Annotated in this window: 24 protein-coding genes; 10 read left to right on the top strand and 14 right to left on the bottom strand. The window is 58.8% G+C overall.

Features of this window, described 5'->3' with window-relative positions; all coding sequences use genetic code 11:
• Window positions 1-85 precede the first annotated feature (85 nt).
• Window positions 86-592 carry a DinB family protein gene (locus AGR13A_RS13490; protein WP_080836181.1) on the top strand — a complete coding sequence of 169 codons (507 nt, stop codon included), beginning with the start codon at window positions 86-88 and terminating at the stop codon, window positions 590-592.
• A 60-nt stretch (window positions 593-652) separates the two neighbouring features.
• Here the strand turns inward: AGR13A_RS13490 and leuC are convergent, their stop codons facing one another.
• On the bottom strand, window positions 653-2,062 hold the full coding sequence (leuC, locus tag AGR13A_RS13485) for a 3-isopropylmalate dehydratase large subunit (RefSeq protein ID WP_035221746.1): 1,410 nt from the start codon (window positions 2,060-2,062) through the stop codon (window positions 653-655).
• Between the two features lie 427 nt (window positions 2,063-2,489).
• Between leuC and AGR13A_RS13475 the strand changes: the two genes are divergently transcribed.
• A complete protein-coding gene (locus tag AGR13A_RS13475) occupies window positions 2,490-3,767 on the top strand; it encodes an MFS transporter (protein WP_080836180.1) in 1,278 nt (425 codons plus the stop codon).
• A 123-nt stretch (window positions 3,768-3,890) separates the two neighbouring features.
• On the opposite strand, the gene AGR13A_RS13470 is transcribed toward AGR13A_RS13475, so the two are convergent.
• The 4 genes from AGR13A_RS13470 to rplS form a co-directional block, all read right to left on the bottom strand.
• Window positions 3,891-4,832, bottom strand: coding sequence for a rhizobiocin (locus AGR13A_RS13470; protein WP_080836178.1), 942 nt, complete (start codon window positions 4,830-4,832; stop codon window positions 3,891-3,893).
• 181 nt (window positions 4,833-5,013) lie between these two features.
• Window positions 5,014-6,327: an HlyD family type I secretion periplasmic adaptor subunit gene (locus AGR13A_RS13465; protein WP_080836175.1), complete on the bottom strand. Its 1,314-nt coding sequence runs from the start codon at window positions 6,325-6,327 to the stop codon at window positions 5,014-5,016.
• On the bottom strand, window positions 6,320-8,056 hold the full coding sequence (locus AGR13A_RS13460) for a type I secretion system permease/ATPase (RefSeq protein WP_080836173.1): 1,737 nt from the start codon (window positions 8,054-8,056) through the stop codon (window positions 6,320-6,322). Before AGR13A_RS13460 ends, AGR13A_RS13465 begins: the two co-directional genes overlap by 8 nt.
• 234 nt (window positions 8,057-8,290) lie before the next feature.
• Window positions 8,291-8,830, bottom strand: coding sequence for a 50S ribosomal protein L19 (gene rplS, locus AGR13A_RS13455; protein WP_003492508.1), 540 nt, complete (start codon window positions 8,828-8,830; stop codon window positions 8,291-8,293).
• 265 nt (window positions 8,831-9,095) lie between these two features.
• On the opposite strand from rplS, the gene AGR13A_RS13450 reads away from it, so the two are divergent.
• The gene (locus AGR13A_RS13450; RefSeq protein WP_080836172.1) at window positions 9,096-9,842 is read left to right on the top strand and encodes a sulfite exporter TauE/SafE family protein; all 747 of its coding nucleotides are present in this window, start codon (window positions 9,096-9,098) and stop codon (window positions 9,840-9,842) included.
• Here AGR13A_RS13450 and trmD read toward each other — a convergent pair.
• The 5 genes from trmD to ffh all read right to left on the bottom strand — a co-directional run bounded on the left by trmD (window position 9,824) and on the right by ffh (window position 13,522).
• Window positions 9,824-10,522, bottom strand: coding sequence for a tRNA (guanosine(37)-N1)-methyltransferase TrmD (gene trmD / locus AGR13A_RS13445; RefSeq protein WP_080836169.1), 699 nt, complete (start codon window positions 10,520-10,522; stop codon window positions 9,824-9,826). The two genes, AGR13A_RS13450 and trmD, sit on opposite strands and share 19 nt — an antisense overlap.
• Window positions 10,523-10,526: 4 nt before the next feature.
• Window positions 10,527-11,093: a ribosome maturation factor RimM gene (gene rimM / locus AGR13A_RS13440; protein ID WP_035221730.1), complete on the bottom strand. Its 567-nt coding sequence runs from the start codon at window positions 11,091-11,093 to the stop codon at window positions 10,527-10,529.
• Window positions 11,094-11,213: 120 nt separating this feature from the next.
• The gene (gene rpsP / locus AGR13A_RS13435; RefSeq protein WP_035221728.1) at window positions 11,214-11,591 is read right to left on the bottom strand and encodes a 30S ribosomal protein S16; all 378 of its coding nucleotides are present in this window, start codon (window positions 11,589-11,591) and stop codon (window positions 11,214-11,216) included.
• A gap of 33 nt (window positions 11,592-11,624) precedes the next feature.
• Window positions 11,625-11,942: a chorismate mutase gene (locus AGR13A_RS13430; RefSeq protein ID WP_003492497.1), complete on the bottom strand. Its 318-nt coding sequence runs from the start codon at window positions 11,940-11,942 to the stop codon at window positions 11,625-11,627.
• Between the two features lie 11 nt (window positions 11,943-11,953).
• Entirely contained in the window at window positions 11,954-13,522 is a 1,569-nt protein-coding gene (gene ffh, locus AGR13A_RS13425; protein WP_080836167.1) for a signal recognition particle protein, read from the bottom strand.
• Between the two features lie 326 nt (window positions 13,523-13,848).
• On the opposite strand from ffh, the gene AGR13A_RS13415 reads away from it, so the two are divergent.
• The 7 genes from AGR13A_RS13415 (at window position 13,849) to AGR13A_RS13385 (ending at window position 21,222) form a co-directional block, all read left to right on the top strand.
• Window positions 13,849-14,919 (top strand): MBL fold metallo-hydrolase, encoded by a 1,071-nt coding sequence (locus AGR13A_RS13415; protein ID WP_080836165.1) that lies wholly within the window; start codon window positions 13,849-13,851, stop codon window positions 14,917-14,919.
• Between the two features lie 121 nt (window positions 14,920-15,040).
• Window positions 15,041-15,943 (top strand): diaminopimelate epimerase, encoded by a 903-nt coding sequence (dapF, locus tag AGR13A_RS13410; RefSeq protein ID WP_080836866.1) that lies wholly within the window; start codon window positions 15,041-15,043, stop codon window positions 15,941-15,943.
• Window positions 15,940-17,214, top strand: coding sequence for a tRNA (N(6)-L-threonylcarbamoyladenosine(37)-C(2))-methylthiotransferase MtaB (gene mtaB / locus AGR13A_RS13405; RefSeq protein WP_080836163.1), 1,275 nt, complete (start codon window positions 15,940-15,942; stop codon window positions 17,212-17,214). Before dapF ends, mtaB begins: the two co-directional genes overlap by 4 nt.
• Window positions 17,215-17,245: 31 nt before the next feature.
• A complete protein-coding gene (gene ftsY / locus AGR13A_RS13400) occupies window positions 17,246-18,667 on the top strand; it encodes a signal recognition particle-docking protein FtsY (protein ID WP_080836159.1) in 1,422 nt (473 codons plus the stop codon).
• Between the two features lie 2 nt (window positions 18,668-18,669).
• A complete protein-coding gene (locus AGR13A_RS13395) occupies window positions 18,670-19,320 on the top strand; it encodes a septation protein A (RefSeq protein WP_035221720.1) in 651 nt (216 codons plus the stop codon).
• Window positions 19,317-19,913 (top strand): DUF2585 domain-containing protein, encoded by a 597-nt coding sequence (locus tag AGR13A_RS13390; RefSeq protein ID WP_080836157.1) that lies wholly within the window; start codon window positions 19,317-19,319, stop codon window positions 19,911-19,913. Before AGR13A_RS13395 ends, AGR13A_RS13390 begins: the two co-directional genes overlap by 4 nt.
• 121 nt (window positions 19,914-20,034) lie before the next feature.
• Window positions 20,035-21,222, top strand: a complete 1,188-nt coding sequence (locus tag AGR13A_RS13385) for a GGDEF domain-containing protein (RefSeq protein WP_167377496.1) — start codon at window positions 20,035-20,037, stop codon at window positions 21,220-21,222.
• An 18-nt stretch (window positions 21,223-21,240) separates the two neighbouring features.
• Here AGR13A_RS13385 and AGR13A_RS13380 read toward each other — a convergent pair whose 3' ends face one another.
• From AGR13A_RS13380 to ccmB, 4 genes are all read right to left on the bottom strand, one after another.
• On the bottom strand, window positions 21,241-21,846 hold the full coding sequence (locus tag AGR13A_RS13380) for a DsbE family thiol:disulfide interchange protein (protein ID WP_139786055.1): 606 nt from the start codon (window positions 21,844-21,846) through the stop codon (window positions 21,241-21,243).
• Complete coding sequence (gene ccmD / locus AGR13A_RS13375) at window positions 21,843-22,016, bottom strand: heme exporter protein CcmD (RefSeq protein WP_080836155.1); 174 nt, start codon at window positions 22,014-22,016, stop codon at window positions 21,843-21,845. The genes AGR13A_RS13380 and ccmD overlap by 4 nt, the downstream gene beginning before the upstream one ends.
• A gap of 4 nt (window positions 22,017-22,020) precedes the next feature.
• Complete coding sequence (locus tag AGR13A_RS13370; protein WP_080836152.1) at window positions 22,021-22,782, bottom strand: heme ABC transporter permease; 762 nt, start codon at window positions 22,780-22,782, stop codon at window positions 22,021-22,023.
• Window positions 22,783-22,855: 73 nt separating this feature from the next.
• Window positions 22,856-23,501 (bottom strand): heme exporter protein CcmB (gene ccmB / locus AGR13A_RS13365; protein WP_080836150.1); only part of this gene is annotated, 646 nt, incomplete at its 5' end.

Raw genomic sequence — 23,501 nt, 5'->3', positions numbered from 1 at the left:
GCTTTGCAATGCGAGTAGACAAGGCTCCTCCATGGCGAAAATATAAACATAGTGCTCACATTTTTCAGATGTAAAGGATATTGTTATGAGGGATCTGCTCAGGAGCCTGCTCGGCTATCACCAATGGGCGAACAGGGACTTGTTCGAGAAGCTGAAACACCTCGATCCCGTCCAAAATGCATCCGAACGGCACACGGCAATCCGGCTGATCAATCACTATTACGTCGTCGCGAGGATTTTTTCGGGTCACCTCACGGGAACGGCACATGGCTTTCTCTCGGATAATACCGAGGCAACGCCGCAACTGGATGATCTTGCGAAGGATGTCGCCGCTCTCGATGGCTGGTATCTCGATTATCTCGAGAAAACATCGCCGGTATCGCTTGGCGAATTTGTCGCCTTCACCTTCACGGATGGGGACAAGGGTTACATGTCCCGTGCTGAAATGATCTCACATATGGTCCTGCATGCGGGCATTCACAGAGGCGAGGTCGCGCGTATTTTGAGCCAGCTCTCCATCGCGCCACCCTGGGATACTTTTGCCGTGTTTCTGCACGGCACGCAGCCGCAGCGGCGTTTGCAGGGGCTATAATAAAAAGCCACCCGCCCTTGTGGGGACGGGTGGCTTTCCTGAAATGATGGCCTCAGGAACTTACTGCCACTCACGCACATCGACGAAATGACCGGCGATCGCCGCCGCCGCCGCCATGGCTGGGGAGACGAGGTGGGTGCGGCTCTTATAGCCCTGACGGCCCTCGAAATTGCGGTTCGAGGTGGAAGCGCAGCGTTCGCCGGGCTTCAGGCGGTCGTCATTCATGGCAAGGCACATGGAGCAGCCTGGCTCGCGCCATTCGAAACCGGCTTCGAGGAAAATCTTGTCGAGGCCTTCCTTTTCCGCCTGTTCCTTCACGAGGCCGGAGCCGGGCACGATCATGGCAGAAACGGTGGGAGCCACCTTGCGGCCATCGACGATTTTCGCCGCGGCGCGCAGATCCTCGATACGGCCATTGGTGCAGGAGCCGATGAAGACGCGGTCGATGGCGATATCGGTGATGCGCGTGCCGGGTTTCAGGCCCATGTAATCCAGAGCACGCCATTTGGATGTGCGCTTGTTTTCCTCTTCGATATCATCCGGATTGGGGACGATGCCTTCAACGGAGGTGACGTCTTCAGGCGAAGAACCCCAGGAGACGATAGGCGGCAGATTGGCCGCGTCGAGCACAACGACCTTGTCGTAGTGGGCGCCTTCATCGGATTTCAGCGTTTTCCAATAGGCGATGGCCTGTTCCAGCGTTTCGCCCTTTGGTGAGCGCGGTTTGTCCTTGATGTAATCGAAGGTGGTTTCGTCAGGTGCGATTAGACCCGCACGAGCGCCGCCCTCAATGGTCATGTTGCAGACCGTCATGCGGCCTTCCATGGAAAGCGACCGGATCGCCTCACCGGCAAATTCGATCACATGGCCGGTGCCTCCAGCCGTGCCGATCTCGCCAATAATGGCGAGGATGATATCCTTGGCGGTGACGCCATCGGGGATCCTGCCATCGACACGCACCAGCATGTTCTTGGCTTTCTTCTGGATCAGCGTCTGGGTGGCCAGAACGTGCTCGACTTCGGACGTGCCGATGCCATGTGCCAGCGCGCCGAAAGCGCCGTGGGTGGAGGTGTGGCTGTCGCCGCAGACGATCGTCATGCCCGGCAGGGTGAAACCCTGTTCGGGGCCGACAATGTGAACGATGCCCTGGCGCTTGTCGCGTTCGGAATAATATTCGACGCCGAAATCCTTGGCGTTCTGCGCAAGCGCTTCCACCTGAATACGGCTTTCCTCGTTCTTGATGCCTTCCAGCCGGTCGGCCGTGGTCGGAACGTTATGGTCGACGACGGCCAGCGTGCGGGCAGGCGAATGCACTGGCCGGCCGGCCATGCGCAGGCCTTCGAAGGCCTGCGGGCTCGTCACCTCATGGACGAGGTGACGGTCGATGTAGAGAAGACAGGTTCCGTCCGGGTCACGATTGACGACGTGGTCGTCCCAGATCTTGTCGTACAGGGTGCGGGGTGCGCTCATGGCTCTATGCCTTGTCATGGAAAAGGGTAATCAGGGTTCAGAAAGGCGGTGGACAGCGGATGCTGTCAGGCGAGCCTAAGTCGGCTTGTGAGCGCCCCGGAAACGCGCGCAAAGAAGCGTGCCGGCAGACGCTTGTGGTCCTGCAGCACATAAACATTCTGCGCGAGACATCCGAATTTAGATCCCATGGCAACCTTCATAGCAGATCGCCGGTTTTACGGCAATATGAATGCACAGAGCCGCGGAAGGCAGTGGCAGGACATTTCTATATGCGCTGCATCATGAGGGAAAGCCCGTAAAGGGCCTGTCTTCCGGCGCCTTCCCAATGGTTATGATGCAATGCAACTTGCGTATTTTGCGATGCACATATAGATGGGTCCCCTTATCATTTGCATTTCGACGAGCAATCGAAGGGAGGGAAAAGCATATGGTATCGGAAAAATCCCTTATCTCGAAGATCACCTGGCGGCTTATGCCGTTTCTTGGCCTTCTCTATCTCATCGCCTATATCGACCGGCAGAATGTCAGCTATGCCAAGCTGCAGATGGTCGATGCGCTGAGCCTCAGCGAATATGCCTATGGCCTTGGCGCCTCGCTGTTCTTCATCGGTTACTTCATCTTCGAAGTGCCGAGCAACCTGTTCCTCAACCGTTTCGGCGCCAGCAAATGGTTCGCCCGTATTCTGGTTTCATGGGGTGCCGTCACCATCGCGCTGGCCTATACGCAGAACGCCACGATGTTCTACATCCTGCGCTTCCTGCTGGGGCTTTGCGAAGCCGGTTTCTTCCCGGGCGTGCTGTTTTTGATGACGCTCTGGTTCCCGCGTGATTATCGCGGCCGCATGATCGGCCTGTTCATGATCTTCAGTGCGCTTGCCAACGCCATCGGCGCGCCGCTCGGCGGCATGTTGCTCGATCTCGATGGTTTCCTCGGTTATGCTGGATGGGAGTGGGTGTTCCTGGCGACAGGTATTCCCGCCGTTATCGCCGGTATCGCCACCTTCTTCTATCTCGATGATACGCCGGAAAAGGCGAAGTTCCTGACGCAGGCTGAGAAGGACTGGTTGAAGAACCGTCTGGCTGAAGAAAACAAGGGCATGGAAGACCATGCGGAGGACGGCTTCAAGGCGCTGATCAATCCGCGCGTGCTGTTCATGGCGCTTTGCTATGTCGGCTTTCCGCTGGCGGCCTATGGTCTCAGCTACTGGCTGCCGACAATCGTGAAGAGCTTCGGCGTTTCCAACACCGCCAACGGCTTCATCAACATCATCCCCTGGGTGATTGTGGCCATTGCCCTGTTCGTCGTGCCTCTGGCCGCCGACAAGGCAAAGAACAAGACGCCCTATATTGTCGGCCCTGCCTTCATCGGTGCCTTTTGCCTGTTGATGTCTGCATTGCTCAGCGACCCGGTGCTGCAGTTCGCCTTCCTCTGCATCGCTGCCGCCGGTATTTTCGCCGGCCAGCCGGTGTTCTGGAGCCTGCCCGGCCGCTTCCTCAAGGGTGCGGGTGCCGCCGCCGGCATCGCCGCCATCAACTCCGTCGGCAATCTGGGTGGCTTCGTGGCGCAGAACGTGGTCCCCTGGATCAAGGATCAGACCGGCAGCACGATTGCGCCGATGTTCTTCCTTGCCTTCTGCCTGGCGCTTGCCGGAGTGCTGGTCATCATCGCAGCGCGTAAAATGGGCAATCAGGTCAATGCGGCCTGATCTTGGAAGATTGCGGCAGCCGGCACGATTGCCGACTGTCCGCGTATAATAAAAATCGTGGCCCGGATATTTCCGGGCCACGATCATTTTAAACCACGCTAAATAGTATTCTCTTCAAGAGAATTATGCGGTGAACCAATCGCTACCGGTCAGGTGAACGCCGGAAACAATAATTTTTTCACCCTTGTGCTCGCCAGTGACGTTGTAGCTGAGGATGGTGTCGTTATCGATTGTCGACACCGCCCAGTTATCGATTACCGTGCCAACCAGCTTCAGCTTGTCCACGGCGGCGTTGAAGCCTTCGATGGTATCGGTGGCGAAGCTCTTGGCCATGTCACCGAGATTGAAGACGAAGGTATCGGCGCCACCGCTTGCGATGATGTGGTCGATGCCCTTGCCGCCTGTTACCAGCGACGATGCGAGGTTCACGCCGCTCAGGTCGATGGTGTCGTTGCCGGCGCCGGCATTGATGGTGACGGAGGTGAAGCTACCGTCGGTGACGCCAGCGCCACCGTTCACGACATTGGTACCGGCAGCAACGCCGCCGTCGAACGCCGTGCCTGCCTTGACCACGATGGTGTCGTTGCCGGCGCCCGTGTCGATGTTGAAAGCGTTTACCCAGGCCTTGTCGTTGGATACGACAGAGAGCGTGACCGTGTCGTTGCCGGCACCGGTCGTGATGTTGCCGCGCTTGGCATTGAGAACTTCAACATTGGAAGAACCCGAGCCGCCAAGGTGAACGTCGACCTGAACGAAATCCTTGAATGTAAGGTTTTCAGAGGTGTCGGACTGGGCGAGAGCATTCTTCACCGAATTCCATGCCGACGATACGTCGAAGGTGAAGCCGTTTTTGCTGGCGTCGTATCCGACATCCACCGTGCCGCCTGCGCCGCTGCCGGGAACCGAGACGGCGCCGACATTGACAATGCCGGAGTCGAGCGAGGAGCCGTTCTTGATCTGTGCCGTGGATTCCGTGAGGAGCTTATAAGCTTCCTGGTCAACCAGGCTGGTAAGCGATGAAACTGTGGAAGCACCGCCGTTACCGAAAGTTACCTTCAATGCCATGTTACTCTCCTATAAATTTTTAAGAATGAAATGATGTGAAATTTACTTTTGGACAAAAATGTATGTGATATTTAATCCATAAAAAATAACAGTACAATATATTAATTCATTTTTTAGAAAAATAAATACTATCAGTATTTTCGATAAATTTTTATCAAATTATTGCGTATATGTAAATTATTTATTCCTGAACAAAAGTCTTCTTAAGTCTGTCCTGGAATGGTTTTACAAAATAAGAAAGAACACTCCTTTCGCTTGTCTGTATAAATACTTCAGCAGGCATGCCGGGGTATAATCTTCCGCCTGGTATATGCTCCATTCCAGCTTTGCTTGGTTTGATGCGCAGCGAGTAATACGACGTTCCGGTTCGGGAATCCGTCTGCAGGTCGGGAGCGACGACGGCGACCTCCGCGCTGACATCCGGCGTGGTACTTTGATTGAATGCCGTGAACCGAATGGTCACCGGTTGTCCGACGTAGATCTGGTCAATGTCTCTGGGAACTATGTTGGCTTCGATTGCGAGTTCTTCCTTCTCCGGCACCACCAGCATCAGAACTTCACCCGGCTGGATGACGCCGTTTATGTTGTGTACCGAGAGCTGATAGATGCGCCCTGCGATCGGTGAGCGAATATCGAGGCGATCCAGCTGGTCGCGTGTTGCCGCAAGTCGCTCTTCATATTCCGCCACGGTCGCTTCGATCGAGGTCAGGTCTTTGGTCACCTCGGACTTGCGGTCCTCGTCAAGCTGAAGCAATTGCAGGTCCAGTTCGCTCAGCTTGCCGACCGTCTGGGCACGTGCGGCCATATACTGGCCCTGCTGACCTTCGAGATTGGAAAGCTGCCTCTTTAGCAGGTTGAGACGCTGAAGCGTGACGAGCCCCTTCTTGTAAAGCTCCTGCGTCTTGGAAACATCTTCCTTGACGATGGCAAGCTCGTTGTCGGTTGCCTCCACCTGAACGCTTAGACCGCGCGCCTCGTCGGCGAGCTGATCCTTGCGTGTCGCCAATTGTTTTTTCATGCCGCTCAGCGCGTTGCGACGACTGTTGAAGAGGCTCTGTTCACTATCGATGAAAGTCTTTGCAGCCTTTAAATTGGTCAGGGCCTCAAGATTTTCCGGGACAGTGAAAGATGATGCCTCGGCAAGCTCCGCCCCCAGACGCGCCCGGCGTGAATAGAGCTGCGCCAGCGTGTTCTCGACAATGGACAGGTTGGCCTGAACGATCGTGGAGCTGAGGCGTAGCAAAACCTGGCCAGCCTCCACCCTGTCGCCTTCGGCGACATCGATCTCGCTGACGATACCGCCCGAGAGATGCTGGATTTTTTTGGAGTTGCCTTCGACAACAACCCGGCCGCTTGCGACAACCGCACCAGCAAGTTTCGCCAGAGCCGCCCAGCTTCCCAATCCGACCAGAAGGCCTATCGCCAGAAGGATCACTGCTGCCGAGTGTGTGAGGATAGACGCATTCGTCGTATTGGCTTGTTTCATCTCAGCCATTTTCGCTCACCCGGTTTTCGATCTTGCGTGTTTCTTCCTCTGCTGCCGGTACCTGATGGATGTTTTGTCGCAGGATCTGCGCGAGCACCTCTTCCTTGGTGCCGAAACGGAACATCCGGCCATTGCTCATCACCATCACAAGATTGATGCTTTCGATGGCGCTCGGGCGATGGGCAATGACGACAACGATACCGCCGCGCGCCCGGATGTCCGCGATGGCATTGCGCAGGGCTGCCTCGCCTTCGCTGTCGAGATTGGAGTTCGGCTCATCGAGAAGCACGAAGAAAGGTTCGCCGAAAAGTGCGCGCGCAAGGCCGATGCGCTGTTTCTGCCCGCCCGACAATGCCTCTCCGCGGTCGCCAATATAGGTATCGTAGCCATTGGGCAGGTTGAGGATCAGCTCATGCACCTGCGCGGCCTTGGCGGCGGCAACGATGGATTCCGCCGTTGCATTGCGATCGAAGCGGGCAATATTCTGCGCCACCGTTCCCGGCATCAGTTCCACCTGCTGGGGCATATAACCGATGGATTTGCCGAGAACTTCGAAATCCCACTGGTTCAATGCCGCCCCATCGAAGCGCACGGAGCCGCGCTCATAGGGCCAGATACCGGTTATGAGGCGTGCCAGCGTCGATTTACCGGAGGCGCTGGGGCCAATGATCCCAAGACCATCGCCCGCATTCAATGTGAACGAAATATCGGCAACGGTATCGCGTGCCCCATTGGGCGGACCGCCGGTCACCCGGTCGACGGCGACGGTGAATTGCGGACGCGGCAGGGAAAGCGGCGGAGCGGGCTCAGGCGTCATTTCAAGAAATTCGTTGACGCGTTTCCAGCCTTGCCGCGCAGTCATGAAGCTGCGCCAGTTTGCAATGACATGTTCGACAGGGCCGAGCGCCTTTGCCGAAAGGATAGAGCCGGCAATGATGCTGCCCGCGGATGCATTGCCGTCGATGACCAGCACTGCGCCGATGGCCATGACGCCGGATTGCAGCAGCAGCCGGAATGTTCGGGAAATGGCGCCGAGCATGCCTGCGGTATCGGAGGTCGACAGGGTGACGGCGCGATACTGGTAATGCAGCTCGTCCCACATCGATGTCACGGCCCCCATCATGCCCATGGTTTTGACGGATTCGATGTTGCGCTGGCTGCTGCCGACCAGTGCGTTTCTCTGTCCACGCACGGCGTAAGCCTGCTTGGTCGCCCTTTCGGTCAGCCAATTGGTCAGAAGCGTCAGCATGACAAGGACCACCGCGCCGCCAAGCACGGCGAAGCCGATCCAGGGATGCAGGGCGAAACAGATCAGCAGATAGATCGGCAGCCAGGGAATATCAAAAAAAGCGCCGGGCCCCGGACCTGAAAGAAACTGCCGTATCTGATCGAGATCGCCGACGATCTGTAGCCCGTCGACTTTGGCGGAGGCGACAAGCGGTGCACTGATCGAGGCTCTGAAAAGCTTTTGATTGAGCGCGTCATCCATATTGTCCGCGATGCGCGCCAATATCCGGCCTCGCAAAACATCAAAGCCCATCAGAAAGGCATAGAGGACCACAAGGAGGACGACCAGAGCCACAAGAGACGGAATACTCTTGCTCGGCAAGATGCGGTCATAGACCTCCAGCATGAAGAGAGAACCTGAAAGATGAAGTATATTCATCAATGCGCTGGCAAGACCAACAGCAAAAAAAGCTCTCTTATTTTTTGTTAAAAAAGAATTAAAAAAAAGCATATCAACACCTAAAACTGCATGAAAATTGCACAATAAGTGAAATTAGGCAATGCTGTTCGAGTATGACCTAAAGCAATCTGTTTTTTGGACTCGGTTGGCCGATGTATTTTGATGGGTAATGGGCTTGAGCGGGATGGTCCCGCTACACCGCTTTCTTGATCGCCCCGACATTTCGGGACAACAAAAAAGGCGGCCCGAGAACCGCCTTTCCGTCAATCCATCTAGATGGAAATCTTATTCCGCTGCGGTTTCCGCAGCCTTTGCTGCTTCTTCCGCTGCCTTGGCTTCTGCGGCTTCGGCTGCTGCCTTCTCGGCGGCGAGAGCCTGTGCTGCTGCTACCTTTTCGGCTTCCAGACGTGCCTTTTCTTCGGCGACGGCCTGGCGCTCGGACTCGTTCAGCTTGCGTGCGCGGGTACCGGTGTTTTCAACGATACGGGCAGCCTTGCCGCGACGGTCGCGCAGGTAGTAGAGCTTCGCGCGGCGAACCTTACCGCGGCGAACGATTTCAACGCCTTCGACCAGCGGGGAGTAGATCGGGAATACGCGCTCGACGCCTTCGCCGTAGGAAATCTTGCGAACGGTGAAGCTTTCGGAAAGGCCACCGCCGGAACGGGCGATGCAAACGCCTTCGTAAGCCTGAACGCGGGTACGGTTACCTTCGGTAACGCGCACGTTTACGCGCAGCGTGTCGCCCGGAGAAAACTCAGGCAGGGTACGCTTTGCTTCGATCTTGGCAGCCTGTTCGGCTTCCAGCTGCTGAATGATATTGGTCATGTTAACCTCTGATTTCTTCTGAAACAGCCAGAGCGCTCAACGTTTCGTCTGTCGGTCAATGCCTTCAGACCATGCCTTGCGGCAGGAGCGGGTTCGCCATTCTTTGCTTTCGGTTGGGATATTTCCCATTTCCACGCGGGCACATACACGAGGATGCGCCATTTGTCATCCCTTTCATGACAATATTTTATCAATTATGCGCCGTGCTCAGGCGGTTGCGAAGCGGCTTGCTGCCGGATATGGCATGGGAACCTTGGGAGGGGCCATGTCCATATTCATCGTTGTCATGCTGTTTGCCACAGGCTTTCTGTCGGGCGTCGTCAATGCGATTGCCGGTGGCGGCACCTTCCTGACCTTCGGGGCGATGACGCTGGCCGGCCTGCCACCCATCGTCGCCAATGCCACATCGGCGATCGTGCAGTTTCCGGGCTACATCACGTCCGTAATCGCCTATGGTCCGGAAATCCGCGCCCATTGGCGGGAGGCTATCCTCCTGTCTGTCGTTTCCGTTGTTGGCGGGCTGGCCGGATCGCTTCTGCTGCTGTCGCTCGACAATCCTTCCTTCCGTCAGCTGGTTCCGTGGCTGCTTCTGGCAGCCACCGCCGTTTTCGCCGCCGGCCCATGGCTGCGACCGAAGGCGAGTGCGGAACGTTCGCCCGGCAATCTGCCGAGCCTTGTCTTTCAGGGGCTTGCTTCCATCTATGGCGGCTTTTTCGGCGCCGGCATGGGTATCATGATGCTGGCCATCCTCGGAATAACCTCGGGTGGCAGCTACCATCATCTGAACGCGCTGAAGAACCTCTTGTCAGTCGTGATTGCCGTCATTGCAATCACGATCTTCGTCAGCGGCGGCGTTGTGTCCTGGTGGGCAGCGCTCATCATGTTCCCCGCGGCCGCACTTGGCGGCTATGCGGGGGTGCATACGGCACGGCGGGTGCCGCAATGGATCATCCGCTGGCTGGTGATTGCGGTCGGGCTGGTGCTGACCGCCTATTATTTCTTCTCGGCCTGAGCCTTCTCAAGAAGGTCGGGGCGTCTTTCCTTGGTCAACGCCAGCGCCTGCTCGTGCCGCCATTTGTCGATGACGGCGTGGTTGCCGGAGGTGAGGACGGCAGGAATATCGCGGCCTTCCCAGACCTGCGGGCGGGTATAATGCGGATGTTCCAGCAGCCCGCCCTCGAAGCTTTCATGCACGCCGGAAAGATCGTTGCCCATGACGCCCGGCAGGATACGGACGACGGCGTCAAGAAGCGTCAGCGCCGCCGGCTCGCCGCCGGAGAGGATGTAATCGCCGATCGACACTTCCTCCAGCCCGCGCGCCTCTATCACCCGCTGGTCGACGCCTTCGAAGCGACCGCAGACGATGATCGCACCTTCACCCGCTGCCAGTTCGCGCACGCGGTTCTGCGACAGCGGCTTGCCGCGCGGGCTCATCAGCAGGCGCGGCCGTGCACCGCCATCCGAAACATGGTCGATGGCGGCTGCCAGCACATCGGGTTTCAGCACCATGCCGGCACCGCCGCCTGCCGGCGTGTCATCGACGCTTCTGTGTTTGTCGGTGGCGAATTCGCGGATCTGTACGGCGTCCAGCGACCATTGCCCCCGCTCGAGCGCCTTGCCCGCCAGAGAATATCCGAGATGCCCCGGAAACATTTCCGGGTAGAGCGTCAGAACGGTAGCCTTGAAGGTCATGACTTTATTTCTTGCCGAACGGCGATGCGCCGGTTTCGTCCTTGTCGTCAGGATTATCGATCAGGCCGGCGGCCATCGGATCGATGAGAATGCGACCAGCTTCGAGGTCGATTTCCAGCACGGCTGCTTCCGAAAAGGGAATGAGGGCAGGGCGACGGCCTGCACCTTTCAGCTCCAGCAGGTCACCCGCGCCGAAATCATAGACGGCGCTAACGGCGCCATAACTTTTGCCTTCCGCATCGACGGCTTCCAGCCCTTCGAGATCGGCATAATAAAACTCGTCATCGTCGAGCTCGTCGTCAGGCAGATTGTCGCGGTCGACGAACAGTTCCAGACCGTTCAGGCTCTCCGCCGCATTGCGGTCATTGATGCCCCTGAAACGAACAACGACGACATTCTTGCCCTCGCGGACTTCCAGAATTTCGAAGATGCGGCCATCGGCGGTAACCAGATTGCCATAATCGCCGAGCGCCATCGGATCGGCCGTATAGGTGCTGACACGGACTTCGCCGCGCAGGCCCTGTGCGCCGCCGATCTTTGCCATGAGTACCGGGTTTTCCAGCTTTGCCATCGGGCCGTCCGTCTTCTGGTGTTGGTTGCGTCAGCTTTAAGGTTTGTTGACGCCAAAATAAACAAAAAACGGGCGGCATGGAAAACCACGCCACCCGTTCTTCAAAAGTTTCCGTGCAGATTATTCTGCAGCAGAGGCTTCCGCAGCAGCAGCGGCTGCATCTTCAGCCTTCTGCTTCTTTTCAGCAACGCGCTCCAGAGCGCGCTTGCCCGGCTTTGCCTTTTCCGGGTTGCTGCGAGCGGCGCGCTCGGCAAGACCGGCTTCAGCGAGGAAGCGCAGAACGCGGTCGGTCGGCTGTGCGCCCTTGGCGATCCATTCCTTGATGAGGTCAGCCTTCAGCTCAACGCGCTGCGGGTTGTCCTTGCCGAGCATCGGGTTCCAGGAACCGACCTTCTCGAGGAAACGGCCGTCGCGGGGCGAACGGGCGTCAGCAACGACGATCTGGTAATACGGGCGCTTCTTGGAACCACCGCGTGCGAGACGAATTTTCAGTGCCATGTAATTTACTCCTTAGGATGGCTTGTCCGCCGTTCAGGCGGTCTTTTCGGTGCCGCCATGTTCGGCGGCGATTGCTTCATGATGCCGGATGACTTCCTTGATGATGAAGTTCAAGAACTTCTCGGCGAAATCCGGGTCCAGATTGGCATCCTTCGCCAGGCGGCGAAGGCGTTCGATCTGGTATTCCTCGCGCGCCGGGTCGGCCGGCGGCAAATTGTACTTTGCCTTCAGCACGCCCACCGCCTTGGTACAGCGGAAACGTTCGGCAAGAATGTGAACCAGTGCGGCATCGATATTGTCGATCGACTGGCGGTATTCGGAAAGCTGGGCTTTCACCTCTGCATTGTTCACTGGTGTCCCCCTCACTTCTTTTTCGGAAAGCCGGGCAGGCCCGGCATGCCGCCAAGACCGGGCAGCTTGGCGCCACCCAGACCCGGCAATCCGCCCGGCAGACCACCAAGACCGGGCATTGCGCCCGGCTTGCCGAGACCGGCGGCTTCCGCCTGCTTCTGGAGCGCCTCGAGCTGCTTCGGATCGATATTCGACAGATCAGGCATGCCGCCGCCAAGGCCACCGAGGCCCATCTTGCCGGCAAGGCCACCCATCATCTGCTTCATGATGCCGCCTTTGCCCTTGCCGCCCATGGCCTTCATCATGTCGGCCATGCCGCGATGCATCTTCAGAAGCTTGTTGATTTCAGCGGCATCCGTGCCGGAACCGGCGGCGATGCGCTTCTTGCGGCTGTGCTTCAGAATATCGGGATTGGCGCGTTCCGCCTTGGTCATGGAGGAGATGATGGCGATCTGGCGGTCGAACATCTTGTCGTTCATACCGGCCGAAGCCATCTTGTCCTTCATGCCGGCCATGCCGGGCATCAGCCCCATGATGCCGCCCATGCCGCCCATCTTCTTCATCTGGCCAAGCTGGTCGGCGAGATCGTTGAGGTCGAACTTGCCCTTGGCCATTTTTTCGGCCATGGCGCGGGCTTTTTCCGCATCGATGTTTTCGGCGGCCTTTTCGACCAGCGAGACGATGTCGCCCATGCCGAGAATACGGTCGGCGATACGGCGCGGATGGAACTCGTCGAGTTCGTTCATGCGCTCGCCGATACCGATCAGCTTGATCGGCTTGCCGGTGACGGCACGCATGGAGAGGGCCGCACCGCCGCGTCCATCGCCATCCATACGGGTGAGCACGAGGCCGGTGATGCCGACGCGCTCATCGAAATTGCGCGCCAGATTGACGGCGTCCTGACCGGTCAGCGAATCCGCGACCAGCAGGATTTCATGCGGGTTGGACTTCTTCTTGATGTCGGCCATTTCCAGCATCAAGGGTTCGTCGATATGGGTACGGCCGGCGGTGTCGAGAATGACGACGTCATGGCCGCCGAGTTTTGCAGCCTGCACGGCACGCGCGGCGATATCGGTCGGCGACTGGCTTGCGATAATGGGCAGCGTGTCGACGCCGGTCTGCACGCCGAGCTGGCGAAGCTGTTCCTGTGCGGCGGGACGGCGCGTGTCGAGAGATGCCATCAGCACCTTCTTCTTCTCGCGGTCCGTCAGGCGCTTGGCGATCTTGCCTGTCGTGGTTGTTTTACCAGAACCCTGCAGACCGACCATCATGATGACGACCGGGGCGGCCGCATGCAGGTCGATCGAGACGCCTTCAGTGCCGAGCATCTCGACAAGCTCGTCATGAACGATCTTGACGACCATCTGGCCGGGCTTGATGGACTTCAGGACGGCGGCACCAACAGCCTTTTCACGCACTCTGTCGGTGAAGGAACGCACGACTTCGAGCGCCACGTCCGCTTCCAGGAGCGCACGGCGAACCTCGCGCAGAGCGGCGGCAACATCGGCTTCCGTCAGCGCGCCACGGCCGGTCAGTCCATTCAGAATGGAACCAAGGCGGTCCTGGAGGTTTTCAAACATCGTTTCTTCCTTCTTCGTTCCGGGGTCTCCGAAACGTCGGTGCTTTCGCTGGCAAAAACAAGACGCAAAGCCAAAAAGCACCCGAGGGCGCATCGCGCTGTCGGGTGTTGACCTCCGGGATCTCTTTATACCTTTGCGGGTCCCGGTCGGCGGCTTGGAGTCGTGAAACTGCCGGCTGATGGGCGGGATAAACAGGAAAGTGCAGGAAAAGTCAAGGCGATGCCGCTGTCCGCTCGACAAAGCCTGCATTTCATCTTTGCGTGATCGGCTGCAAGCCGCGATTGGTGCCGCTTGAACGGTGCCATTCCGCTCCCTATACCTTTAGCATGAACCGTCGAAACTTCTTTCGCTTTTCCACGCTTGGACTGCTCGCTTTAGCGGGCGGCGCTCTCTATGCCCGTCGTTCGAGCGCCAGCGCCTATTATAGCGGCCCGATCTCCGATCATTTCGACGGAGTGCGCTTCTTCAACCCCGGCGGTTCGCCGCCGGGCAATTTCATGGGCCTGCTGAAATGGCGCTTCAATGGCGAGCGTGCCACCTGGCCGGAAAGCTATCCAAGCCCATTTCCCTTTGCGAAGCCGGAAACCCGGGTTGAGGGCAAAGGCATCCGTGTCACCTTCATTGGCCACGCCTCCTTCCTCATCCAGACGGGGGGGCTGAATATACTCATCGATCCGGTTTGGTCGCAGCGGACCAGCCCGTTCAGTTTCGTCGGTCCCAAACGGGTCAATCCTCCCGGCATCCGTTTCGAGGATCTGCCGCCCATCGATCTGGTGCTGGTGACGCATAATCACTACGACCATCTGGATATGGAAACGCTGAAGCGTCTGCATGTGGCGCACAAGCCGCTCTTCATCACACCGCTCGGCAATGATGCCATCATCCGCACCGGTGTCGAAGCGGCGCGTATCGAAGTGGGTGACTGGGACGATGTGATTGAGGTGGGCGCAGTGAAAATTCACTTCGAGCCTTGCCACCATTGGTCAGCCCGCGGTCTGAACGACCGGCGCATGGCATTATGGGCAGCCTTCGTCATCGAAACGCCCGGCGGCAAAATCTACCATATCGGTGACACCGGTTTCCACGAAGGCCTCAACTACCACGCCGCGCGCAAGAAGCACGGCGATTTCCGCCTCGCAAACCTGCCTTTCGGTGCTTATGAACCGCGCTGGTTCATGAAGGGCCAGCACCAGAACCCGGCCGAAGCCGTGGAAGGCATGAAGCTCTGTGGTGCGGCGCATGTCTGCGGCCATCACTGGGGCACCGTGCAGCTGACCGATGAGGCGGTGGACGCCCCGCTCGTGGCGCTCAAGGCGGCACTCAAGGAGCAAGGGGTGGATGAGAGCCGTTTTCAGCCCATGCGCCCCGGCGAGGTTTTTGACGCGCCTTCCGCCTGATCGCTGCCCCGTTTGCGCCGTAACAGTCTGGTAATTTGCCGGCCTTTCCGCCATATAGGGCGAAAGCGCGGGGAAATCCCCCATGCAATCCGATTTTCAGGCAGTTTTCAGGTTTAGGGCAATGGCGGATACGGTCGAATTTGCAAAGATGAACGGGCTTGGCAACAAGATCCTGGTTATCGACATGCGCGGCCGCAAGGATATGGTCACGCCGGCAGCCGCGATTGCGCTCAACGCCGATCCTTCGACCCAGTTCGACCAGATCATGGCCATTCACGATCCGCGTGTCAGTGGCACGGATGCATTTATCGATATTCTCAATTGCGATGGTACGAAGGCGCAGGCCTGCGGCAACGGCACGCGCTGTGTGGTGCAGGCTCTGTCTTCCGAAACCGGCAAGACCAGCTTCACCTTCCAGACGGTGGCTGGCATCCTCAACGCCGTCGAACATGACGACGGCATGATTTCCGTCGATATGGGCCTGCCGCGTTTCCGCTGGAACGACATTCCGCTTTCGGAAGAGTTCCACGATACCAGCCGCATCGAATTGCAGATTGGGCCAATCGATGCGCCGATCCTCCATTCGCCGGCCGCCATGTCCATGGGCAACCCGCATGCGGTTTTCTGGGTGGATCGCGATCCGATGGAGTTCGATCTTGAACGTTTCGGACCGCTGCTCGAAAACCATCCGATGTTCCCGGAAAAGGCCAATATCACGCTGGCGCAGGTGATTTCCGACAGCGCGCTGCGCACCCGCACCTGGGAACGCGGCGCTGGATTGACACTCGCCTGCGGTTCGGCCGCCTGCGCTTCGGCGGTTTCTGCGGCGCGCACGGGCCGCACCGGCAGAAAGGTTACCATCGATGTCGCCTCCAGCCCCATCCGTGTGCCGCTGACCATCGACTGGCGCGCGGACAATCACGTCATCATGACCGGCCCGGCCGAATGGGAATGGTCCGGTTCCGTCGATCCCGTCACCGGCGCATGGTCGCGGGATGTTGCGGCGGAGCAGGGGGCCGTATGAGCGGCGTCGAGGTCATAACCTTCGGCTGCCGTCTCAACACCTATGAATCGGAAGTGATGCGGGCGGAGGCTGAAAAGGCCGGGCTCAACAATGCCGTGCTGGTCAATACCTGCGCGGTGACGGGCGAGGCGGTGCGCCAGGCGCGCCAGGCCATCCGCCGGGCAAGGCGTGACAATCCGCATGCCCGTATCATCGTCACCGGCTGTGCCGCGCAGACGGAAAAACAGACCTTTGCCGAGATGCCCGAGGTGGATGCGGTGCTCGGCAATGAGGAAAAGCTGAAAAGTGCTTCCTATCGCGCGCTGCCGGATTTCGGTGTTTCGGCGGAAGAAAAGCTGCGCGTCAACGATATCATGAGCATCAAGGCGACCGCGCCGCAGATGGTGAAGCACATAGACGGGCATGTGCGCGCCTTCATTCAGGTGCAAAACGGCTGCGATCATCGCTGCACCTTCTGCATCATTCCCTATGGGCGCGGCAATTCCCGCTCCGTGCCGATGGGTGCCGTGGTGGATCAGGCGCGCAGGCTGACGGAAAGCGGCTATTGCGAGATCGTTCTGACGGGGGTAGACGCCACGAGCTATGGCGCGGACCTGCCGGGCGAGCCTTCCCTAGGTTACCTCGCGAAGACGTTGCTCAAGCAGGTGCCGGACATCCTGCGGCTGCGGCTTTCCTCCATCGACAGTATCGAGGCCGACCACCATCTGATGGATCTTATTGCCGATGAGCCGCGTTTCATGCCGCATCTGCACCTGTCCCTCCAGCATGGCGACGACATGATCCTGAAACGCATGAAACGCCGCCATTTGCGGGCAGATGCCATTCGCTTCTGTCACGAGGTGCGGTCACTGCGGCCGGATATCGCCTTCGGGGCGGATATGATCGCCGGTTTTCCGACCGAGACGGAAGACATGTTCGAAAACGCCGCGACGCTCGCGGAAGAATGCGGCATTTCCAGCCTGCATGTCTTTCCCTATAGCCCACGTGCGGGCACGCCGGCGGCGCGCATGCCGCAGCTTGACCGGGCTTTGGTGAAGGAGCGGGCGGCAAGGCTCCGTGAGCGCGGCGAGGCGCTGAAGCTGGCGCATCTGCAAAATATGGTGGGGTCGGTGCAGACGATCCTCGTTGAAAACAACGGTTTTGCGCATACCGACAATTTCACGCTGGTGGAGGCGCTGCATCTTGCCCCGCGCACTCTTGCGCAGGTTGCGATTACCGGCCACAACGGCAAACATCTGAACATGAAGCTTCTGGCGGCTGACGCGGCCTGAAGCGGTACGAGATAAAGACACGGGAACAACCATGGCCCTCGGCTTCATCAAAAAAGTCTTTTCGTTCGGCAAGGACAAGGCCGAAACGGACGACCGGCCGCAAGAGGACGCCGCGCCTGAACGCGGCAATGAAAACGCCTCCTTCGAAGCGGCGCTGAGCGACGCCGAAGCGCATGGCCCTGTCGACAAGGACCCGGTTTCCGAACTGGAGATGGAGACGGCCGGCGGGCCAGCCCCGGACGAGGTCCTTTCCGATGATGGCGAGGAAGAAGATGCTCCGCTTCTGCCCGGCGCCGAGCTTTCCGGCGATATGGGTGTCGTGCCGTTGTCGCTGTTGCAGGCGGAAGCCGCTGCCGAAGAGCAGGTCGAAGCTTTGCCAGACGTTGTGGATGGCGTGCTCGATGCGGATGCGATGGATGCACTGCTCGAGGAGGCGGAGGCTGCCGCTGCCGAGCCTTCTGTGGTTTCACCATCCTTGCCCAAGGGCTTCTCATCGGCGAGCGAACGGCAAGAGCCGGTTCCGGAAGTGCCTCAGGCCAAGCTGACATGGTTTCAGCGCCTGCGTGCCGGGCTTGCCCGCACGTCGTCGCAGCTGACCACACAGATTTCTGCGCTTTTCACCAAGCGCAAGCTCGATGAGGATACGCTCGACGAGCTGGAGGATCTCCTCATCCAGTCCGATCTCGGCGTTGAGACCGCCATGCGCATCACTGGCGCCCTGTCTTCCGAGCGTTACGGCAAGGATGTGAGCGGCGAGGATGTGGCTCGCATCATGGCCGGCGAGATAACCAAGGTCCTGAAGCCTGTGGCCAGGCCGCTGGAGCTTGATCTTTCACACAAGCCGCATGTCATTCTCGTTGTCGGCGTCAACGGTACGGGCAAGACGACGACCATCGGCAAGCTTGCCGCCAAGCTTTCCGGCTCCGGCCTCAAGGTGATGCTGGCGGCTGGCGATACGTTCCGCGCGGCGGCCATCGAGCAGCTCAAGATCTGGGCCGACCGCACCGGCTCGCAATTCATCGGCACCAAGCTCGGCGCGGATGCCTCGGGTCTGGCTTATGACGCCTATGAACAGGCGCGGGCGCAGAAAAGCGACGTTCTCATCATCGATACGGCCGGTCGCCTGCAGAACAAGACGGAACTGATGGCGGAGCTGGAAAAGATCGTGCGCGTGCTCGGCAAGCTCGATCCTGACGCACCGCACACCGTGCTGCAGACGCTGGATGCGACGACCGGCCAGAACGCCATGAACCAGGTGGAAATATTCCGCAATGTCGCGGGTGTTTCGGGCCTGATTATGACAAAATTGGATGGCACGGCGCGGGGCGGTATCCTCGTTGCCATTGCCGCCAAACACAAGCTGCCGGTCTATTTTATCGGTGTGGGTGAAGGTGTTGATGATCTGGAGCCCTTCGAGGCGGAAGATTTCGCCAAGGCCATTGCGGGAGTTTGAGTATGGATATTGAAAGCAATTCCAAGGAAAGCGAAAAGATGGTGGCGGAAATCAGCCCGCTCCTGAAATTCGTGCTCGAGCTTGGCCCGCTCATGGTGTTCTTCTTCGCCAATTCCCGCGGCGAATGGCTGGCCTCCACTTTCCCTGTTCTGACGGAATTCGGCGGGCCGATCTTCATCGCCACCGGTCTTTTCATGATCGCAACGGCCCTGGCGCTTTCCGTCTCATGGGTGCTGACGCGCAAGCTGCCCATCATGCCGCTGATATCAGGCATCGTGGTCTTCGTGTTCGGCGCGCTGACGCTGTGGCTGCAGAACGATACTTTCATCAAGATGAAGCCGACCATCGTCAACACGCTGTTCGGCGTCATCCTGCTGGGCGGCCTGTTTTTCGGCCAGTCGCTGCTGGGTTATGTCTTCAACTCGGCCTTCAAGCTGACGGATGAGGGCTGGCGCAAGCTGACGCTGCGCTGGGGCGTATTCTTCCTCTTTCTTGCGGTGCTGAACGAGGTCGTCTGGCGCATGTTCACCACCGACACCTGGGTTGCCTTCAAGGTGTGGGGCACGATGCCGATCACCATCATCTTCACCATGGCCCAGATGCCGCTCGTCATGCGCCATTCGCTGGAACCGCTCAACAAGGACGAAAAATGACCATTGCGGAGATGTCGGCTTCCCGTTCGCGCTCGCTTAAATGGTTCGGCGTGGCCGCCGGGCTGCTTCTCCTGCAGATCGTCATCCTTTATTTCATGGGCCGCATTCCCATTTGCGAATGCGGTTATGTGAAGCTGTTCGAACCGGGTGTGAACACGCCGGGCAATTCCCAGCATCTGGCCGACTGGTATACGCCCTCGCATATCATACATGGCTTCCTGTTCTACTGGTTCGCCTGGCTGCTGTTCCGCAACAGGCCGCTTTCCATGCGGCTTTCGCTTGCAGTTCTGGTGGAAGCGGCATGGGAAATCCTCGAAAACTCGCCCATTATCATTGATCGTTACCGTACGGCGACCATGGCGTTGGGTTACACCGGCGACAGCATATTGAACTCGGCGATGGATACGGTTTTCATGGTGCTGGGTTTCCTTTTCGCCGCCCGTGTGCCGGTGTGGCTGACGGTGGTGATCGCCATCTTCTTCGAAATCTTCACGGGATGGCTGATCCGCGATAATCTGACGCTGAACGTCGTGATGCTGGTCTGGCCAGTCGAGGCGATAAAGGAATGGCAGAACGCGCTCCCGCAAATGTGAACATGCCTGCCGGGATTTTCGCCGGAGAGGCACGAAAACCCTGCGCTATATGCAAGTTTTCTTAATGGCATTGGGGTAGTGTCCGGGCTCAAAGGCTCGTCTTTTCGTCCGGCAGAACACTGTGCAAGATAATTTCGCCTATCTTCTCCCCTTCATCATGCTGACATTTGGTGTGGTGTTCCTGTTCCTGCAGAGGATCGGCCACGCTTCGGCGCGATACTGGGGTTTTGGATATCTTTCGGCGGCTTTCGGTTTCGCGACGCCTCTGGTGCTTGGTGCGCTGCCTTTTGAAGTTCAGGCAATCGTCTCGAACCTGTTGTTCTTTTCCGCCTTTTTTCTCTACGGACACGCGCTGCTCATTCATTTCGAGCGCCCGCTCTATTCGACGGTGCGACTGTCTATCGTGGCTGCGGCGGTTTTGTTCGTATCGTTCCATGTCTTCATCACGCCGGATCTGAAACGCGAACTGGTGGTCGGTGATTTTGTTTGTGCCCTGCTGCTTGCCATCCCGATCTGGTTCGTTCGAAACCGGCCCGTGACGCTTTCCGACAGGCTGATGGTGGCGATCGCTTCGCTTGTGGTGCTGGAAACCCTGGTGCGCATCGGGATGCTGCTGGTGATGACGCCGAACGGCTCGATGGTCGAGCTCGGCGAATTCTTCGAATCTGACTATGCTTTCTACATGCAGCTTGCCGCGAGCATATTCGGCTTCCTGCTGGCGCTTTCCGTGCTTGCGAGCCAGATTTCCGTTACCGTTGACCGGCACCTGCATGCGGCGGAGCACGATCCGCTGACGGATGTGCTGAACCGTCGCGGTTTCGACCGGCGCGTTCTCGATTTTCGTAACGATACACCGCAGGGCGTGGTCATTGTCTGTGACATAGACCATTTCAAGCGCATCAACGATGTCTACGGCCATGCCGCCGGAGATATCGTCCTTATCGGCCTTTCCGATCTTCTCAGGCGAAATGCGCCCGAGGATGCCTTAGTGGCCCGCTTTGGCGGTGAAGAATTCGTGGTCTTTTTGCCCGGTCAGACAGCTGCAGTGGCCGGCCAGCTTGCCAATGGCATGCGACTTGGCCTTTCGTCGCTCGACTGGCGCAACCGGGGCGTGGCGACACAGATCACCGCAAGCTTCGGCGTTTCGGCCGTCGCGAGGGGAGATCATTCCATCCACGACGCCATCAAGCGGGCTGATGACAGCCTGTATGCCGCAAAGCGCGGTGGCCGCGATCAGGTCGTGCTAGAGGGCACGCGTCTTCCGACGATCGCTGAAGGCCCGTCGCTGAGGGTAATTTCCAAGGGGTGAGGTATCGCGGCCGGCCGGCTAGTTTCCGGCTGCGGCCGTGATGGCCGGCAGAAGATCGCGCTCGACGCTGCGGGCATCGAAGGGGCCGACCTTTTTATAAAGGATCGTGCCATCGGCACCGACGAGATAACTTTCTGGAATACCATAGACGCCCCAGTCGATAGCGGCCTTGCCGTTCGGGTCGACGCCGATGGCGGCAAAAGGATTGCCGAGTTCGCCGAGGAAGCGCAGAGCATTGTCCTGCTTGTCTTTGTAATTGATACCGACAACGGTGATGCGGCTGTCTTTGGCCAGTTCCTGAAGCAGCGGGTGCTCCTGACGGCAGGGAATGCACCAGGAAGCAAAGACGTTGACCAGCGTCAGCTTGCCGCTGATGGCGGCGTCGGTGAGCGCCGGCAGGTTCGAGCCTTCCAGCGGCGGCAGAGACAACGATGGCGCCTTGGTGCCAATCAGCGCCGAGGGAATGGCGCTGATATCCAGCCCGTTGACATCCTGGTCATAGAGCATCTTGCCGGCGACAAGGGCAAAGCCGCCGAAAAGCAGAAGCGGCAGCAGTGCCAGCGCATAACGTGCGCGACCCTTTGTTTTTGCTTTGGCGTCCTGTTCCTGGCTGGCCTGCGTCATTGCGCGTCACCTGCGGAGCCGGCTCTTGCCCTGCGGCGCACGCCGGATGCCTCCAGTTCCTTCAGTTCCCGTCTGCGTGCCTGACCGTCCATGACGACCCAGGCGATGAGACAGAGAACGACAAGACCGGTCGCCGCATAGGACATGCCGATATAAAAGGCGTGCGTCATCACCTCAGCCCTCCCGGTTCGCCATGCGGGCGGCGAGACGCCGCTGTGCGGCCACGCGCCGGCGCCAGATTTCGTTGCGCATGGCGGCGATATGCAAGGTGAAGAACAGCAGCGTGAAGCCGATTGCCATTGTCAGAAGCGGCCAGAGGAATTCCGCATCAATGGCGGAGCCGCCCATGCGGATGACGCTTGCCGGCTGGTGCAGCGTGTTCCACCACTCGACCGAAAACTTGATGATGGGAATATTCACGAAACCGACAAGGATCAGCACGGCGCTGACGCGGGCGGCTCTGGACGGGTCGTCCATGGCGCGATTGAGCGCGATCAGCCCGAGATACATCAGGAAGAGGACGAAAACGGAGGTCAGCCGCGCATCCCAGACCCACCAGGTTCCCCACATGGGTTTGCCCCAGAGCGAGCCGGTAACAAGCGCAATCAGCGTGAAGGCGGCACCGATGGGGGCGGCGGCCTTGTGGCTGACATCCGCCAGCGGATGACGCCAGACGAGGGTGCCGATGGCCGAAACCGCCATCACCGTGTAGCACATCATGGCCAGCCAGGCGGAGGGCACGTGCACATACATGATGCGCACGGTGTAACCCTGCTGATAATCGCCTTCCGTTGTGAAGGACAGATAGAGGCCAGCGGCCAGCACCAGCGCTGTCAGGATTGCGAGCCAGGGCAGGATGCGTGATGCCAGCGCCAGAAACCGCGTGGGATTGGCGAGATCGCTGAATTTGGTGATGGCGAAAGTCTGCTCGTTCATGCCGTTTGTGTAACCCGAGAATGGCCATCCCGCAATTGATCCCTGTCAATCGGGGATCGTCAGGCCGGTTTCATCAATCCATAACATTGCGCAATGCCAAAGCGGCAAAGAAAGGGCCGGTCACGGCTGAAAATAACGTGATCGCGCAGAGAATGAGAAATGGCGGCATAAAGGGTGCCGGGTCCTGCACTGCTGCGTAAGAGGCGCTGACGCCGAAGATCAGGACAGGAATGGCAAGCGGAAGGACGAGGATGGAGACCAGAAGCCCGCCGCGCGGCAGGGCGACGGCAACAGCCGCCCCAACCGCGCCGATGAAGGTGATGGCGGGTGAGCCGACGAGAAGGGTCAACATAACGGCGCCGATTGCCACTTCGTCCATATTCATGAAAAGACCGAGCAGCGGCGAGGCCAGCACCAGCGGCAGGCCAGTCGCCACCCAATGCGCCAGGCATTTGACGAACACGGTCAGGACCAGCGGGGTTTCCTGCATCAGGATCAGATCAAGGGAGCCATCGTCCCGTTCTGCCTGAAACAGCCGGTCGAGGCCGAGGAGGGCGGACAGAAGCGCGCCGATCCAGACAATCGCCGGGCCGATGCGGGCGAGCAGATTGAGATCGGGGCCGACACCGAAGGGGATGACGGCAACCACGGTCATGAAGAACAGCACGCCGATCAAGGCACCGCCGCCGGCGCGGATGGAAAGTTTGATGTCGCGGAGG

This window comes from Agrobacterium genomosp. 13 str. CFBP 6927 (assembly GCA_900012615.1).
Classification (GTDB): domain Bacteria; phylum Pseudomonadota; class Alphaproteobacteria; order Rhizobiales; family Rhizobiaceae; genus Agrobacterium.
Note: the sequence above shows the minus strand (reverse complement) of the source record. Positions and strands in the feature narration are given on the sequence as shown.